Source organism: Pseudomonas sp. P1_F7 (genome assembly GCF_056405655.1).
Map to the genome: position 1 here is coordinate 311,618 of NZ_JBFUBR010000010.1, position 15,020 is coordinate 326,637.

The following is a 15,020-nucleotide window of genomic DNA, read 5'->3' on the forward strand; positions in this document are numbered from 1 at the left end:
TGCCTTGGGTCAACCACCACACAAATCTGCAAGCCCCCGCCGCCCCCTGTGGGAGCGAGCTTGCTCGCGATGACTTCATCACAGTCAACATTGATGTTGAATGTCAGTCCGCTATCGCGAGCAAGCTCGCTCCCACAGGGGGTCGGTGCGGCTTCTGGCTATTGCCCAGTGCTTTTAGTGCTGCAGAATCTTGTTGAGGAAGTGCTGCGTACGCTCGGCGCGGGCGTTGATGTCGCCGAAGAACTCCTCTTTCTTGCAGTCTTCGATGATCTTGCCGGCATCCATGAAGATCACCCGGTCCGCCACTTTGCGGGCGAAGCCCATTTCGTGGGTCACGCACATCATGGTCATGCCTTCGTGGGCCAATTGCACCATCACGTCGAGCACTTCGTTGACCATTTCCGGGTCGAGCGCCGAGGTCGGTTCGTCGAACAGCATGACGATCGGGTCCATCGCCAGCGCACGGGCAATCGCCACGCGCTGTTGCTGGCCACCGGACAGCTGGCCAGGGTGCTTGTGGGCATGGGCCGAGAGACCGACGCGCTCGAGCAGTTGCAGGCCTTTCTTGGTGGCTTCTTCCTTGCTGCGGCCCAGCACCTTGATCTGCGCAATGGTCAGGTTTTCGGTGATGGTCAGGTGCGGGAACAGCTCGAAGTGCTGGAACACCATGCCCACGCGGGAACGCAGTTTCGGCAGGTTGGTCTTCGGGTCGGCGATGGAGGTGCCATCGACCACGATGTCGCCTTTCTGGAACGGTTCCAGGGCGTTGACGCACTTGATCAGGGTCGATTTGCCGGAACCGGATGGCCCGCACACCACGATCACTTCGCCTTTTTTGACCTCGGTGCTGCAATCAGTCAGTACCTGGAAGTCCCCATACCACTTGTTGATGCTTTTGATAGAGATCATACGGCGAACCTTTTTTGCAGACGCTTGACCAGCCGCGAGGCGGCAAAGCTGATGATGAAGTACACGAGACCGGCGAAAACCAGGAACTCATTGGAGCGGCCAATGATGTCGCCACTGGCGCGCGAAGCATTGAGGAAGTCCACCAGGCCGACGGCGTAGACCAGCGAGGTGTCCTGAAACAGGATGATGCTCTGTTGCAGCAACAGCGGAGTCATCTTGCGGAACGCTTGCGGCAGGATGATCAGGCGCATCATCTGCCCGTAACTCATGCCCAGTGCCTGGGCAGCGCCCATCTGGCCCTTGGGAATCGACTGCACACCGGCACGGACGATTTCGCAGAAGTACGCCGCTTCGAACATCATGAAGGCCACGATGCACGAGGCGAATGCGCCGATTGGCGTGTCTTCGCCGGTGATCCAGCGCAATACGAACGGCACCGCCAGGTAGAACCAGGTAATCACCAGCAGCAACGGGATCGAACGGAAATAGTTGACGTAGGCACCGGCAATGTTCGACAGCAGTTTGCTGTGGGACAGGCGCATCAGCGCCAGGATGGTGCCGAGGATGATCCCGCCGACCACGCCCATGGCCATCAGCTTGAGGGTCATGATCATGCCGTTCCACAGGCCCGGCAGGGACGGGATGATGCCCGAGAAGTCGAATTCCATCATTTACCCCCTACGGAAATCAGGCCCGGTACGGCGACTTTCTTCTCGACCAGGCGCATCAGCAACATCAGGCTCATGTTCAGGGTGAAGTAGATCAGCGTTGCCAGGGTGAAGGCTTCGAACAGGTTGGCGGAGAACTCGGCGGTCTGTTTGGTCTGCGCGAGCAATTCCATCAATCCGATCAGCGAGGCCACGGAGGTGTTCTTGAAGACGTTCAAAAATTCCGAGGTGAGCGGCGGAATGATGATCCGGTAGGCCTGGGGCAGCAGCACGTTCCAGTAGATCTGCGGCAGCTTGAAACCCATGGCGCGGGCCGCGGATTCCTGGCCTTTTGGCAGGGCCTGGATACCGGTGCGCACCTGTTCGCAAACCCGGGCGGTGGTGAACAGGCCCAGGCACACGACGACGCTGAGGAAGGCCGAGGTGGTCGGGTTCAGATCCTGCTTGTACCACTCTTGCAGATCCGCCGGCAGCAGGTCGGGTACCAGGAAGTACCAGATGAACAGCTGAACCAGCAGCGGCACGTTACGGAAGAGTTCGACGTAGCAGGTGGCGATGCCCGATACGATGCGATTTGGCACGGTACGCATGACGCCCAGGACCGAGCCCAGTGTCAGGGCGATGATCCAGGCCGCGATGGCGATGCCGATGGTCCAGCCCAAACCGGTCACGTACCAGTCGAAATAGGTCTCGCTGCCCACGCCGGTGGACTTGAAGAACACGCCCCAGTCCCAGTTGTAATTCATTAGGGTCTCCCCTCGGATTCGATCGATGTACAAGTACCCGCTTGGGGGAAGCTCCGTTCCCGCCCGATCTTTACGATCAGGCACACGCTACCGGCTCGACAGCCACCGGTTCGAGTGTTTCCAGAAATGCCAGCAGGGAGTGACAACCTCCTGAAAGGGCATGCGCCCTGTCAGGAGATAAGGTTAGTCAGAAATCAGGATTTCTTGTCGTCAGCCGCTTTATCAGTCGGTTTGGCGATCAGGGCCTTGAGCTCGTCGCTCATCGGGAAGTTCAGGTTCAGGCCTTTTGGCGGGATCGGCTGCATGAACCATTTTTCGTAGATCTTGTTGATCTCGCCCGATGCGTAGGTGGCCTTGATGGCGTCATCCACAGCCTTTTTGAACGGCTCGTCGCCTTTGCGCACCATGCAGCCGTAGATTTCGTAGGACTGTGGAGTACCGGTCACGGCCCAGTCACTGGCCTTCTTGGCCTTGGCTGCTTCACCTGCCAGCAGGGCGTCGTCCATCATGAAAGCCACGGCACGGCCGGTTTCCAGCATCTGGAAGGATTCGCCGTGGTCTTTGGCCGAGATAACGTTCATGCCCATCTGCTTGTCGGCATTCATCGCCTTGAGGATGCGCTCGGACGTGGTGCCGGCGGTGGTCACGACGTTCTTGCCGGCCAGGTCAGGGAAGTCTTTGTACTTGGAGTCTGCCTTGGACAGCAGGCGAGTACCGATTTCGAAGATGCCAACGGAGAAGTCAACTTGCTGCTGACGCTCGACGTTGTTGGTGGTGGAACCGCACTCGAGGTCCACGGTGCCGTTCTGCACCAGCGGGATACGGGTTTGCGAAGTCACCAGGTTGTACTTGACCTGGAGGTTCGGCATGTCGAGGTCTTTTTTCAGCGCTTCGACGACTTTCAGCTGGATGTCGTGGGAGTAGCCGACCGGTTTGCCGGAAGCGTCCGCGATGTAGGAGAACGGAATGGAGGCGTCACGATGCCCGAGGGTGATGACGCCGGACTCTTTGATCTTCTTCAGGGTGCCGGTGAGTTCGGCGGCGAAAACTGGCGTGCTGATCAGAGCGGCAGCAATGGCTGCGCCCAGGATATGGGGAACGATGCGCATCAAATTTTCCTCGACATTGTTTTTTTTATGGAGCCAGTTCATCGGCCCTTTTGTGCTGCAAAACACCTGAGCGCTACGATGAGTGGGCGCAAAGGACATTCGTCGAAGAAGTGTAGAGCATGACTCGTGCCAGACCAGTGCGAATAGGTCATATTATTGATTTATAAGGAAATTAAATATTTATGGTGCGAATATTTAGGCTGAATGATCCGGTTAACCGAACCGACCCGCAAGTCGCGTTCGGAAAACCGAATGGTAGCTGGGTGCTACCCGGGTGTCAGGTGTATTTGCGCTTGTCGGGAGCTGGCGGGAAGTACTGATACAACCAGGTTTCACTCAGCGTGCGGTCATTGGTGCGGATGAACAGACGCAGCTCCACAGGCTCCACGCTGTCATTGGTCGGGTACCAGTCAAACAGGATGCGGTAGCCCTTGATGTCATCCAGCTTGAGAACGCTGAAGTCCTTGACCTCGCCGTTCGAGCAAGTGACCACCGGCTCGATGCCCGCGCCTTCAGGCAGGCGGTCCAGGCCGCCGCCGGTGAAGTCCACGGCGAAACGACGGGCCCAGACTGGCGGGTAATGCTCGCCTGGCGCCCAGCCTTCGGTGAAGCCGCCCATCCCGGAACGGGTGGCATTTACCCGCGCCAGTGGGGTGCCGAGCGGTGGCAGTGCGCTCCAGTAGAGCTTGTAGCCGTAGTTCAGCGAATCGCCGGCGGCCACCGGTTTCTTCGGGGTCCAGAAGGCGACGATGTTGTCCATGGTTTCGCCGGTGGTCGGGATTTCCAACAGATCAACCGAGCCTTCGCCCCATGGGGTGGTCGGTTCGACCCAAAGGCTCGGGCGGCGGCTGTACCAGTCGACGGTGTCCTGATAGCTGGCGAACTCGTGGTCGGTCTGCACCAGGCCGAAGCCTTTCGGGTCCTTGTCGGCGAAGGCATTGAATTGCAGGGTCGCCGGGTTATTCAGCGGGCGGCAGATCCACTCGCCATTGCCGCGCCACATGGCCAGGCGATCGGAGTCGTGGATTTGCGGGTGAATGGTGTCGCACATCCGACGTTCGTGGGTGCCGCAACTGAACATGCTGGTCATCGGTGCGATGCCCAGTTGGTCGATGGCGGTGCGTGCGTTGACGTGGGCATCGATCTCCATCACCACGCGCTCGGCCTGGCAGTCGATGTCGAAGCGGTAGGCACCGGTGGCGCTCGGCGAGTCGAGCAGGGCGTAGACCACGAAGCGGGTGCTGTCCTTGTCCGGCGTCTCGAACCAGAACTTGGTGAAGTCGGGGAATTCTTCACGCTTTTTGGCGTAGGTATCGATGGCCAGCCCGCGGGCCGACAAGCCGTACTGGCCGGTGGCGTCCACCGCACGGAAGTAACTGGCGCCGAGGAAGGACACGACGTCGTGTTTGTCCAGTTCCGGGGCCTTGAACAACTTGAAGCCGGAGAAACCCAGGTCGCCCTTGAGCTGGGTCGTGTCGACCGTGGTGTTTTCATAGTTGAACAGCGATGGGCGGAAGTGCACCTCGCGGGCCATGTGGGTTTTCGGATCGACGCTGTACATGCGCACCGGCTGCTTGAACCCCATGCCGACGTGGAAGAACTGCACGTCCAGCTGGCCCTTGAGCTCTTTCCACAACGAATGATTGCCGTCGTAGCGGATCGCATTGAAGTTCTGCGGCGTCATGGTCGCCAGGGTCGGCGGCAACTGTTGCTTGGTGTCCTGGTAGCGATTGCTGGCGAGCTGTTTGGCCTGGAGTTTCAGCGCCTCGAAATCGAACGCGGTGGCCTCGCCATCAGCGGTGCCGCCGCTGGCAGCCCAGGTCTGGGCGGCCAACAGCCCCGTGGCGGACAAGCCGGTGTAGGCCGCGATGGCCATGGAGGCTTTGAGCAAGTTCCTGCGGTGCATAAATACAACCTGTCGTGAACAATCCCGCGCCGTTCCTGGCGCGTGCTGGATCAAAAATATCGGTTCGGACATGCCTTCGGCCAAACGCAACGGACTTTTAAACAGATGCCCGATAGCTTAAACCGTTCGATTGCAGAGCAAAATTGATTGATGGCATTGCGCCGGCCCGGCAATGAAACAAGACATGTCGGGAAACAATTCCGACAGGGGTTTCTGATTTACAGGGCATTTCTGCTTTTTTCGACTAATTACTCTAAAAACCGCTTTTCAGCGCCCGGAATATTTCTATTCTGTGCACATGACCGGTCTATGCCCGAAAGACCGGTGCGGTCCAGTCGGCACGATGCGGCTGCTGAAAAGGGGGAGGGCGATGCGGTTTCTTGCAGTTTTCTTTGACGTTTAGAAGGACATCGTCCATGTCGAAAGTACAGAACATCACCGAATTGTTGGGAATCTTTCCGTGCCTGGCCACCGGGCGACGCAGGCGCCGGCTCAATAACGAGGAAATGAAACTGGTGGAACGTTATCGGGAACTGTCGGAGAGCGACCGGATAGCGATGAGGTATCTGGTGGACGCGATGAGGAGTATTTCGAGGTTTTAATGAGGCAAACCAAAGGGACGGACTGTGAAGTCTGTCCCTTTTTTATCAGCTCGATTTATCCCTTCAACGGCAAGTGCCCGCGATTGGGAAGGGGCGCTGTACCTGCATCAGCTCAGGCATGTCTCGCCATTTGATCCAGGCGTGATATTGGTAATGCAGCAAGGGCACCGAAACTCCGGCCCAATTCAAGGAGCTCAGGCTTGGCAGGTTTTCCACAGGCTCTGATTTCGCATCACGTAGCGAGGGTATGACTTCGTTGCTCAACCACTGGCGCAGGTTGCGGTTTTCCGGGACGAAGTGGTGAACCAGCAACGCGTACATGCCAGATTCGCTGACCATCAGGGTTTCGACCGTTTTGCCGTCCTTGCGCAGCCAGACGCTGCGACGTTGGTCGGGGTCGAGTTTCAGGGTGAGCCGTTCATTCAGGGGTTTGCCCATCATGCGCCCAAGGTCCTGAACGCAGAACGAGGCTTGGTTGTCTTGCATAAAGGCATGGAGGAAGCGGTTGTGGCGGGTGAAAACGGTGGGGATGAAGCAGGAATGAGTTTCAGACGGATTTGATGTGTGCTTGTGCATTTCTCGACTCCATGTTGAAGAAAGGAGCCGCCACTAATCCTTCGAAAGATTTGGGTGGCGGACCGTGGGGCGTTCGAAGTCGGAACATTCTCGATCAACATGGAAGCCGAGAGGCCCGCGCCACACGGCCCGCCATAACGCGAAACTGAAAGGCAAAAAAATGCCCCAGCTCATATGGGGGCGCGGATGCGCCATGTTGATATGTTCCGGCTTCGACTCCGGGCCGCTGATTTGGCAGCGACGGGATGAAGCCTATCGATCAGGCGCTCGCGGCGCCAAGTCTACTCTGGCGACGCGTGTTGTAGGAATCGAGCGTTTTTCAGGAAGGCTGCGCCTGTAGGAATTTTCTGTTTTTGCATTGACTGCAGAGAAGCAGCACCTGAAGCGCGTTTTTTCCTTTATGTATTCGAATCCAGCAAACGAACTGCAGGTTTTCTCCATGCTGATCGAATTCTCGGTTACCAATTACCGCTCTTTCCGGGACAGGCAAACCTTGTCCATGGCGGCGGCTCCGCGCCTGAGCAAAATGCGTAACACAATCAAACCGCCCTGCGCAGAAAAGCTCCCCGATCTGTTGAAGGTGGCTGCGATTTACGGCCCAAACGCTTCCGGCAAGTCTTCATTGGTCCGCGCGATGGGGATCGTCGGGCGTTTGCTCGCAACGGAATCCAATCCCAGTGACGAATTGCTATCAGTTTCGCCTTTTCGTTTTGATCGCGCGTTGAAGGCTGCGCCCAGCGTATTTGAATACAACTTCATTCAAGGAGGGCTGCGCTATCGGTTTGTGCTGGGGTTAACTGGGCAGCGGATTGTCAAAGAGCAGTTGCTCTCTTATCCGAGAGGGAAAGAAACGCTCCTGTATGACCGCCAATTCGAAGCCGAAGGGGAGCGTTATGTTTTCGGGAAAACGCTGGAGGGCGGGAAAGAAGTGCACGGCGCATGGCGGCGTCTGACCAGCCCAAAAATGCTTTTTCTCGCGCAGGCCGTGAAGAACAGCAATGAAGAAATGACTCAGTTGCGAATGCCGTTCAGCTGGTTCCAAACCGGACTTCTCGTGGTCGAGCAGAACAGCATGATGGAGCTGTCGACGGCGTCGATCCGATTTCTTCAGATGGTATCGAGCCAAACGAACGATCTTCGGGACTTTCTCAAGGCATTGGACATTCCGGTCTCTATCATTGAGCTCAATTCAGACGAGTTCGATGCCGTTCAGAACAATAAAGAACCTACCCTGAAGGAGATCTGCGCGGCGGTTCAAAAGAACAAAGTGACCCTCACACACTCCAGTCATTTAGGTGCTGCGGAGTTTGATTTTTCAGAAGAATCGTGCGGTACAAAGAACCTGATTGGTTTTTGGTTGCCCTGGTTCATGATGAATCAGGCAGGGGGTAGCGGGGTGCTTTGTGTCGATGAGCTCAACAGCAGTCTTCATCCAGACATCGTCGCTGACTTGATCGGCAAGCATCTGGACAGTGGCCTCGATACCCAGCTGATTTTTACAACGCACGACACCCATTTAATGAATGAAAAGATCCTGCGGCGGGATCAGTTCTGGATTACCGAACGTGATGTCAACGGCGCCACATGTTTGTTTTCCATTCACGATTTTGAGGGGCGAGAGAGTGAGGATGTCGAGAAACGCTACTTTGAAGGCCGCTATCGCGGATTACCGCTGATAAGGCAGGGATAAGCATGGCGAACTCAGGTAAGTCATTTGATCGCAAGACTTCACTGTACAAGCCTCAGCCAAAAGTGTTGGTGCTGTGCGAGGACAGCAAGTCAGGAAAGCGATATCTGGAAGAGGCTGCATTTTATTTTCGGGCCAAGGCTCAGGTGGAAATTGCTCACTGCGGTGTCACGCATCCGAGTGGCATTGTTGAGCGAGCAATCATCCGGCAGAAACGCTTCGACAAAGTTTTTTGTGTTTTGGATCGCGATACACACCTTTGCTTCCAGCGGGCATTGAATGTTGCGCAGCCCCATCCAAAGATCAAAGTCATTGCATCGTATCCCTGCTTTGAGTTTTGGCTTCTGCTGCACTTCGGTTTTAACCGAAAGCCCTTCAGAGCTGTCGGCAAACGCTCCCCGGGCGATTTGGTTAGCAAGAGTCTGCGAGAAAAACCCAGCATGGAGAAATACGAGAAGGGCAAAGACATCAGTTACTTTGCCCAACTGCTGGGAGAACGCTTCCAAACAGCACGAACCCTGGCACCGAAGATCCTCGAAGACGTCGCCATCAGCGGCGAACCGAATCCCAGTACCGAAATCCATTTACTGATTGATGAATTCGAAAACCTCTCTAAACCCCAGCCAATCTAGCGCCGTGAATCCTGCCCTCATCGCGACGGGCAGGGTGTTTGTTCGAAGGCCAAATACTTTACCGGCTGACTTTCCAGGCATCGCCCGCCGGGGCGGTGCCGTGGTCATACGGCTTGGCGATCCACATGTAGAGCAAGCCCAGGCCAATCACGATGGCAGTGCTCAGGACCATCGCGTAGTTGATGTACCACGCGGCATCCGGGGTGCGTGGCCAGGCCATGTTGATGATGGCGCCGACACCATAGACCAGCGCGCCGATGTTCACCGCCCAACCCCAGGCGCCGAGGGTGAATTTGCCGCTCGGTTTCCAGCCCTTCAGGCGGGCGTACAGGGCCGCGAGCACGATCATCTGGAACGCCAGGTAGATGCCGATTGCCGCAAAGCTGACGATGGTGGCGACGGCGTCTTGCAGGAAGAAGCCGAGGATGATGATCAGCGCCGGCAGGACACCGGACACGAACAGTGCGGCAACTGGAACCTGAGTCGTAGGGGAAATCTTCTTCAGCAGTCGGCTGCCGATGACCATTTCATCACGGGCGTAGGAATACAGCAGACGACTGGCCGCCGCTTGTAGGCTAATCACGCAGGAGATGAAGGAAATCATCACCACGCCCATCACCACTTTCGAACCGACCGGGCCGAAGGCGTTGTTGAGGATGGTGGTGACCGGGTCCTTGTCGGTGCCGTTGATCACCGCTTGCATGTCTGGCACGGCCAGGATCAGCGCCAGGCACGCGAACATCGCCGCGATGCCGCCGATGTAGATGGTCATGCGCATGGCCACCGGGATTTTCTTGCTCGGGTTCGGGGTTTCTTCGGCCACGTCGCCGCAAGCCTCGAAGCCGTAGTACAGGAACATCCCCGCCAGCGAAGCGGTGAGGAAGGCCGGCAGGTACGAGCCGTCGACGCTGATATCGAAGGTGTTGAACAACACGCTGATCGGCTGATGACGCTCGAAAATCAGCAGGTAAACGCCGACGATCACCGCGCCCACCAGCTCGCAGAGGAAGCCGAACATGGCGATCCGCGCCAGCACTTTTGTGCCGCTGAGGTTGACCAGGGTGGCGAACAGCGTCAGGAACAGGGCGATGATGATGTTGGTGTTGTTGCTCGGTTCAAAGCCCATCATGGCGGCGAGGTACGGACCGGCACCCACGGCAACCGCCGCGATAGTCACGCACAGGGCGATGGAGTAGATCCAGCCGACCATCCACGCCCAACGCTTGCCCACCAGGCGACGAGCCCACGGGTACACGCCGCCGGAAATCGGGAACTGCGAAACCACTTCACCGAAGATCAGGCATACCAGCAACTGGCCGCAACCGACCAGCAAGTAGGCCCAGAACATCGGTGGCCCGCCCGCGGCCAGGCACAGGCCGAACAGGGTATACACCCCGACCACCGGGGACAGGTAAGTGAAGCCCAGGGCGAAGTTTTCCCACAGGCTCATGCTGCGATTGAAGTTGGAGGTGTAGCCCAGCTTGCGTAGTTGCTCGGCATCGCTGTCGGCAAGGGCTGCAGAGAGATCGGGTGATGCACTCATGTGTGATTGCTCCGGAAAATCGGCAGATTTCGGATGTCCGAAACCGTGACGGGGCCTTGAAGGCACCGCCAGGATCGGTGGTTATTGTTTTTTTGAGTTGCGGTGAATCCTTGGTGTAAATCGCTGACATCATCCGTGTGTCTGCTGAAAAGATCGCAGTCTGCGGCAGCTCCTACAGGGTGTACGGCGCTCTTTGTAGGAGCTGCCGCAGGCTGCGATCTTTTCGCGGTTAATGCTTGAACATCACATGCCGCACAACGGTGTAGTCCTCGAGCCCGTACATGGACATGTCCTTGCCATAGCCGGACAATTTCTGACCGCCGTGAGGCATTTCGCTGACCAGCATGAAGTGCGTGTTGACCCAGGTGCAGCCGTACTGCAAGCGGGCCGACAGGCGATGGGCGCGGCCGACGTCGGCGGTCCACACGGAAGAGGCGAGGCCGTACTCCGAATCGTTGGCCCAGCCCAGCACCTGTGCTTCATCGGTGAATTTGGTCACCGACACCACTGGCCCGAACACTTCGCGACGTACGATTTCGTCATCCTGTTGTGCATCGGCCAACACGGTTGGTTCGAAGAAGAAACCATCGCCCTCAACCGCCTTGCCGCCAGTGATCAAACGAATGTGTGGCTGGGCGATGGCGCGCTCGACGAAACCGGTCACGCGGTCGCGGTGCTGCGCGGTGATCAGCGGGCCGAGCTCGGTCGATGGATCATCCTGCAAGCCGTACTTGATGCTGCTGACCGCAGCGCCGAGTTTCTCGACGAACTTGTCGTAGATGCCTGCCTGGGCATAGATGCGGCAGGCCGCGGTGCAGTCCTGGCCGGCGTTGTAGAAACCGAAGGTGCGGATGCCTTCGACGGCGGCGTCGATGTCAGCGTCGTCGAAGATGATCACCGGGGCCTTGCCGCCCAGCTCCATGTGCATGCGTTTGACGCTATCGGCGGTGCTGGAAATGATGTTCGAGCCGGTGGCAATCGACCCAGTCAGCGACACCATGCGCACTTTCGGGTGAGTGACCAGCGGGCTGCCGACGGTAGGACCACGACCGAACACCAGGTTGAGCACACCGGCCGGGAAGATGTCCGACGCCAGTTCGGCCAGACGCAGGGCGGTCAGCGGGGTTTGTTCCGACGGCTTGAGCACCACCGTATTACCGGCAGCGAGGGCCGGGGCGATTTTCCAGGCGACCATCATCAGCGGGTAGTTCCACGGCGCGATGGAAGCGATCACGCCCACCGGGTCGCGGCGGATCATCGAGGTGTGGCCCGGCAGGTACTCGCCACCGGCCGAACCGCTCATGCAGCGGCTGGCGCCGGCGAAGAAGCGGAACACGTCCGCAATCGCCGGAATCTCGTCGTTCAGCGCAGCGCTGTAAGGCTTGCCGCAGTTGTCCGACTCCAGTTTGGCCAGCTCTTCGCCGTGGGCTTCGATGGCATCGGCGAGTTTGAGCAGCAGCAGCGAACGCGCTTTCGGCGGGGTGTGCGACCAACTTTCGAATGCGGCGTCGGCGGCGCGCACGGCGGCATCGACCTGGGCCTCGCTGGCTTCGTTGATCTCCACCAGCACACGCCCCAGCGCCGGGTTGAACACCGGTTGGGCGGGGCCTTCGCCGTCGAGCAGTTGGCCGTTGATCAAGAGTTTGGTTTGCATGGCATTGTCCTCTTCGAAGCAATTATTTTTCTCTGTGGAAACCGGACCCTGTAGGAGCAGCCTTCGGCAGCTCCTACAGGGGTAATGAGGTTGTCAGTTACTTGCCACCACTGCCCGCAACGCTCTCACCGCCACGGGTCAGGTAATAGGCGCCGAGGATCGGCAGCATGGTCACCAGCATCACCAGCATCGCCACGACGTTGGTTACCGGCACGTCCCGTGGGCGGCTGAGTTGGTTGAGCAGCCACAATGGCAAGGTGCGTTCATGGCCGGCGGTGAAGGTGGTGACGATGATTTCGTCGAACGACAGGGCAAACGCCAACATGCCGCCGGCCAGCAGCGCCGAGCCGAGGTTCGGCAGGATGATGTAGCGGAAGGTCTGCCAGCCGTCGGCACCGAGGTCCATCGAGGCTTCGATCAGGCTGTGGGAGGTACGACGCAAGCGGGCGATGACGTTGTTGTAGACGATCACCACACAGAAGGTCGCGTGGCCGACGATGATGGTGAACATCCCCGGTTCGATGCCCAGTGTCTTGAAGGTCGCCAGCAACGCGATCCCGGTAATGATCCCTGGCAAGGCAATCGGCAGGATCAGCATCAGCGAGATGCCTTGCTTGCCGAAGAAGTCCCGGCGGTACAACGCGGCAGATGCCAGCGTGCCGAGGACCATGGCGATCAGGGTGGCAATCGAGGCGATCTGCAACGACAGTTTGATGGCTTCGAGCACGTCCGGCCGTGAGAACGCCACGCTGAGCCACTTCAGGGTGAAGCCCTTGGGCGGAAAGCTGAACGCCGCGTCTTCGGTGTTGAAGGCGTACAGGAAGATGATCAGGATCGGGAAGTGCAGGAACACTAACCCGCCCCATGCGGCAATGCGCAGGCCGAGAGAGGCTTTGTCAGAGTGCATCGAAGGCCCCCAGTCGTTTGACGATGGACAGGTAGATGGCGATCAGCACGATCGGCACCAGGGTGAAGGCGGCAGCCATTGGCATGTTGCCGATGGCGCCTTGCTGGGCGTACACCATGCTGCCGACGAAGTAGCCCGGCGGGCCGACCAGTTGCGGCACGATGAAGTCGCCCAGGGTCAGCGAGAAGGTGAAGATGGAACCTGCGGCAATGCCCGGGATCGACAGCGGCAGGATCACTTGCGTGAAGGTCTGGCGTGGCTTGGCGCCGAGGTCGGCGGAGGCTTGCAGCAGCGATGGCGGCAGGCGTTCCAGCGAGGCCTGGATCGGCAGGATCATGAACGGCAGCCAGATGTAGACGAACACCATGAAGCGCCCCAGGTGCGAGGTCGACAAGGTGCTGCCGCCAACGCCCGGAATGCCCAGCACAAATTGCAGAACCGGTTCCAGCCCCAGGTGCTGCACGAACCACTGCGCCACGCCGCCCTTGGCCAGCAGCAGCGTCCAGGCGTACGCCTTGACGATGTAGCTGGCCCACATCGGCATCATCACGGCGATGTAGAAAAACGCCTTGGTCTTGCCCGTGGTGTAGCGCGCCATGTAGTAGGCAATCGGGAACGCGACGACGGCGCTGGCCATCGACACAACGACCGCCATGCCCAGGGTGCGCAGGATGATGTCGAAGTTCGACGGCTGGAACAGCGCGGTGAAGTTGGCCAGGGTCAGGTCGGGTGTGACCGCCATGGTGAAGTCATCGAAGGTGTAGAAACCTTGCCACAGCAGCACCAGCAACGAGCCCAGGTAGATCGCGCCGAACCACAGCAGCGGTGGCACCAGCAGCATCGAAAGGTACAGGTTTGGCCGGCGATACAACAGGTTGGAGAACCGGCGTAACGGCGAGCCGCCTGATGAGGTTTGAGAAATAGCCAGGGTGCTCATCTCACACCCCGCCTGCAACGGTGTCGTGCAACGCAATCATCGCTTCACGCGCCCAGCGTGCACTGATGCGCTGGCCGGTCTGGTGTTGTGCGCTGGTGTCCAGCCACTGATTGTTGGCCTTGCTGATGTTCAGGGTCTGGCCGTTTTCCAGTTTCAGCTCATAACGAGTCGCACTGCCTTGGTACTGGATGTCATGCAGCAAACCGCTGACTTCGATTTCGTGGCTGGCCAGCGGGCCTTCGGCGAATCGCACGTGTTCCGGGCGAATCGAGAACGGCTGCGGATTGCCACTGAGCTGCCTGGCCAGGTCGCCGCGAATCACGTTGGAGGTGCCGACGAATTCCGCGACGAAGGTGGTGGCCGGTTTCATGTACAGGTTGCGCGGGCTATCGACTTGTTCGATGCGGCCCTTGTTGAACACCGCCACGCGGTCGGACATCGACAGCGCTTCGGTCTGGTCGTGGGTGACGAAGATGAAGGTGATGCCGAGCTGGCGTTGCAGCTTCTTCAGCTCGCCCTGCATTTGCTCGCGTAGTTTCAGGTCGAGGGCGCCGAGGGGTTCGTCGAGCAGCAGCACCCGTGGACGGTTGACCAAGGCGCGGGCCAGGGCCACACGCTGGCGCTGACCGCCGGAGAGTTGCACCGGCTTGCGCTCGCCGTAGCCGCCAAGGGCGACCATATCCAGGGATTCCTCGGCGCGCTTGAGGCGCTCGACCTTGCCGATGCCTTTGACTTTCAAGCCGTAGGCAACGTTGTCTCGCACGTTCATGTGCGGGAACAGCGCGTAATCCTGGAACACGGTGTTCACGTCGCGCTGGTACGGCGGCAGGCCGGCGGCCTCTTCGCCATGAATCCGGATGGAGCCTGCGCTCGGTTGTTCAAAACCGGCGATCAGGCGCAAACAGGTGGTCTTGCCTGAGCCGGACGGCCCCAGCATGGAGAAGAACTCGCCGTCCTGGATGTCGATGGAAACCCGGTCTACGGCTTTCACTTCGCCGAATTGACGGGAGACGTTGGTGAACTGGACTGCAAGCGTCATGGTGCGGTGCTCCAAAAAGGCGCGCTTTCTTTCAACGGAATCGAGTGTGCTGTGAAAAGATCGCAGCCTGCGACAGCTCCTACAGGATTTGTAGAAGACGCCGCA

General features: G+C 58.7%; 14 protein-coding genes. 3 read left to right on the top strand and 11 right to left on the bottom strand.

Annotation, left to right across the window (positions count from 1 at the left end):
* Nucleotides 1-174 precede the first annotated feature (174 nt).
* The 5 genes from AC1D1M_RS16825 to AC1D1M_RS16845 all read right to left on the bottom strand — a co-directional run bounded on the left by AC1D1M_RS16825 (nt 175) and on the right by AC1D1M_RS16845 (nt 5,338).
* Nucleotides 175-909, bottom strand: coding sequence for an amino acid ABC transporter ATP-binding protein (locus AC1D1M_RS16825; protein WP_056721096.1), 735 nt, complete (start codon nt 907-909; stop codon nt 175-177).
* Nucleotides 906-1,577, bottom strand: a complete 672-nt coding sequence (locus tag AC1D1M_RS16830; protein ID WP_477776554.1) for an amino acid ABC transporter permease — start codon at nt 1,575-1,577, stop codon at nt 906-908. The genes AC1D1M_RS16825 and AC1D1M_RS16830 overlap by 4 nt, the downstream gene beginning before the upstream one ends.
* The gene (locus tag AC1D1M_RS16835) at nt 1,577-2,323 is read right to left on the bottom strand and encodes an amino acid ABC transporter permease (RefSeq protein ID WP_046041041.1); all 747 of its coding nucleotides are present in this window, start codon (nt 2,321-2,323) and stop codon (nt 1,577-1,579) included. The genes AC1D1M_RS16830 and AC1D1M_RS16835 overlap by 1 nt, the downstream gene beginning before the upstream one ends.
* A gap of 194 nt (nt 2,324-2,517) precedes the next feature.
* Entirely contained in the window at nt 2,518-3,432 is a 915-nt protein-coding gene (locus AC1D1M_RS16840; RefSeq protein WP_477776512.1) for a glutamate/aspartate ABC transporter substrate-binding protein, read from the bottom strand.
* Nucleotides 3,433-3,709: 277 nt separating this feature from the next.
* Complete coding sequence (locus AC1D1M_RS16845) at nt 3,710-5,338, bottom strand: glucan biosynthesis protein D (protein WP_477776513.1); 1,629 nt, start codon at nt 5,336-5,338, stop codon at nt 3,710-3,712.
* Between the two features lie 416 nt (nt 5,339-5,754).
* Between AC1D1M_RS16845 and AC1D1M_RS16850 the strand changes: the two genes are divergently transcribed.
* Nucleotides 5,755-5,940, top strand: a complete 186-nt coding sequence (locus tag AC1D1M_RS16850) for a hypothetical protein (RefSeq protein WP_477776514.1) — start codon at nt 5,755-5,757, stop codon at nt 5,938-5,940.
* Nucleotides 5,941-6,003: 63 nt separating this feature from the next.
* Here the strand turns inward: AC1D1M_RS16850 and AC1D1M_RS16855 are convergent, their stop codons facing one another.
* On the bottom strand, nt 6,004-6,516 hold the full coding sequence (locus tag AC1D1M_RS16855; protein ID WP_477776515.1) for a BRO-N domain-containing protein: 513 nt from the start codon (nt 6,514-6,516) through the stop codon (nt 6,004-6,006).
* 439 nt (nt 6,517-6,955) lie between these two features.
* Between AC1D1M_RS16855 and AC1D1M_RS16860 the strand changes: the two genes are divergently transcribed.
* A complete protein-coding gene (locus tag AC1D1M_RS16860; RefSeq protein WP_477776516.1) occupies nt 6,956-8,206 on the top strand; it encodes an AAA family ATPase in 1,251 nt (416 codons plus the stop codon).
* A gap of 2 nt (nt 8,207-8,208) precedes the next feature.
* Nucleotides 8,209-8,835, top strand: a complete 627-nt coding sequence (locus tag AC1D1M_RS16865) for an RloB family protein (RefSeq protein WP_477776517.1) — start codon at nt 8,209-8,211, stop codon at nt 8,833-8,835.
* 58 nt (nt 8,836-8,893) lie between these two features.
* Here AC1D1M_RS16865 and AC1D1M_RS16870 read toward each other — a convergent pair whose 3' ends face one another.
* From AC1D1M_RS16870 to AC1D1M_RS16890, 5 genes are all read right to left on the bottom strand, one after another.
* Nucleotides 8,894-10,378 carry an APC family permease gene (locus tag AC1D1M_RS16870; protein WP_477776518.1) on the bottom strand — a complete coding sequence of 495 codons (1,485 nt, stop codon included), beginning with the start codon at nt 10,376-10,378 and terminating at the stop codon, nt 8,894-8,896.
* A gap of 229 nt (nt 10,379-10,607) precedes the next feature.
* Nucleotides 10,608-12,032 carry a gamma-aminobutyraldehyde dehydrogenase gene (locus AC1D1M_RS16875; protein WP_477776519.1) on the bottom strand — a complete coding sequence of 475 codons (1,425 nt, stop codon included), beginning with the start codon at nt 12,030-12,032 and terminating at the stop codon, nt 10,608-10,610.
* Nucleotides 12,033-12,129: 97 nt separating this feature from the next.
* Entirely contained in the window at nt 12,130-12,939 is an 810-nt protein-coding gene (locus tag AC1D1M_RS16880; RefSeq protein WP_477776520.1) for an ABC transporter permease, read from the bottom strand.
* Nucleotides 12,929-13,876, bottom strand: coding sequence for an ABC transporter permease (locus AC1D1M_RS16885; RefSeq protein WP_477776521.1), 948 nt, complete (start codon nt 13,874-13,876; stop codon nt 12,929-12,931). The genes AC1D1M_RS16880 and AC1D1M_RS16885 overlap by 11 nt, the downstream gene beginning before the upstream one ends.
* Before the next feature lies 1 nt (nt 13,877).
* A complete protein-coding gene (locus AC1D1M_RS16890) occupies nt 13,878-14,915 on the bottom strand; it encodes an ABC transporter ATP-binding protein (RefSeq protein WP_477776522.1) in 1,038 nt (345 codons plus the stop codon).
* Nucleotides 14,916-15,020: the final 105 nt, after the last annotated feature.

What these genes read in the sequence shown, in the direction of transcription:
- AC1D1M_RS16840 (WP_477776512.1), bottom strand. Translation starts at nt 3,432, where the DNA reads ATGCGCATCGTTCCCCATATCCTGGGCGCAGCCATTGCTGCCGCTCTG.
- AC1D1M_RS16865 (WP_477776517.1), top strand. Translation starts at nt 8,209, where the DNA reads ATGGCGAACTCAGGTAAGTCATTTGATCGCAAGACTTCACTGTACAAG.
- AC1D1M_RS16825 (WP_056721096.1), bottom strand. Translation starts at nt 909, where the DNA reads ATGATCTCTATCAAAAGCATCAACAAGTGGTATGGGGACTTCCAGGTA.
- AC1D1M_RS16875 (WP_477776519.1), bottom strand. Translation starts at nt 12,032, where the DNA reads ATGCAAACCAAACTCTTGATCAACGGCCAACTGCTCGACGGCGAAGGC.
- AC1D1M_RS16855 (WP_477776515.1), bottom strand. Translation starts at nt 6,516, where the DNA reads ATGCACAAGCACACATCAAATCCGTCTGAAACTCATTCCTGCTTCATC.
- AC1D1M_RS16885 (WP_477776521.1), bottom strand. Translation starts at nt 13,876, where the DNA reads ATGAGCACCCTGGCTATTTCTCAAACCTCATCAGGCGGCTCGCCGTTA.
- AC1D1M_RS16835 (WP_046041041.1), bottom strand. Translation starts at nt 2,323, where the DNA reads ATGAATTACAACTGGGACTGGGGCGTGTTCTTCAAGTCCACCGGCGTG.
- AC1D1M_RS16880 (WP_477776520.1), bottom strand. Translation starts at nt 12,939, where the DNA reads ATGCACTCTGACAAAGCCTCTCTCGGCCTGCGCATTGCCGCATGGGGC.
- AC1D1M_RS16850 (WP_477776514.1), top strand. Translation starts at nt 5,755, where the DNA reads ATGTCGAAAGTACAGAACATCACCGAATTGTTGGGAATCTTTCCGTGC.
- AC1D1M_RS16870 (WP_477776518.1), bottom strand. Translation starts at nt 10,378, where the DNA reads ATGAGTGCATCACCCGATCTCTCTGCAGCCCTTGCCGACAGCGATGCC.
- AC1D1M_RS16845 (WP_477776513.1), bottom strand. Translation starts at nt 5,338, where the DNA reads ATGCACCGCAGGAACTTGCTCAAAGCCTCCATGGCCATCGCGGCCTAC.
- AC1D1M_RS16860 (WP_477776516.1), top strand. Translation starts at nt 6,956, where the DNA reads ATGCTGATCGAATTCTCGGTTACCAATTACCGCTCTTTCCGGGACAGG.
- AC1D1M_RS16890 (WP_477776522.1), bottom strand. Translation starts at nt 14,915, where the DNA reads ATGACGCTTGCAGTCCAGTTCACCAACGTCTCCCGTCAATTCGGCGAA.
- AC1D1M_RS16830 (WP_477776554.1), bottom strand. Translation starts at nt 1,577, where the DNA reads ATGGAATTCGACTTCTCGGGCATCATCCCGTCCCTGCCGGGCCTGTGG.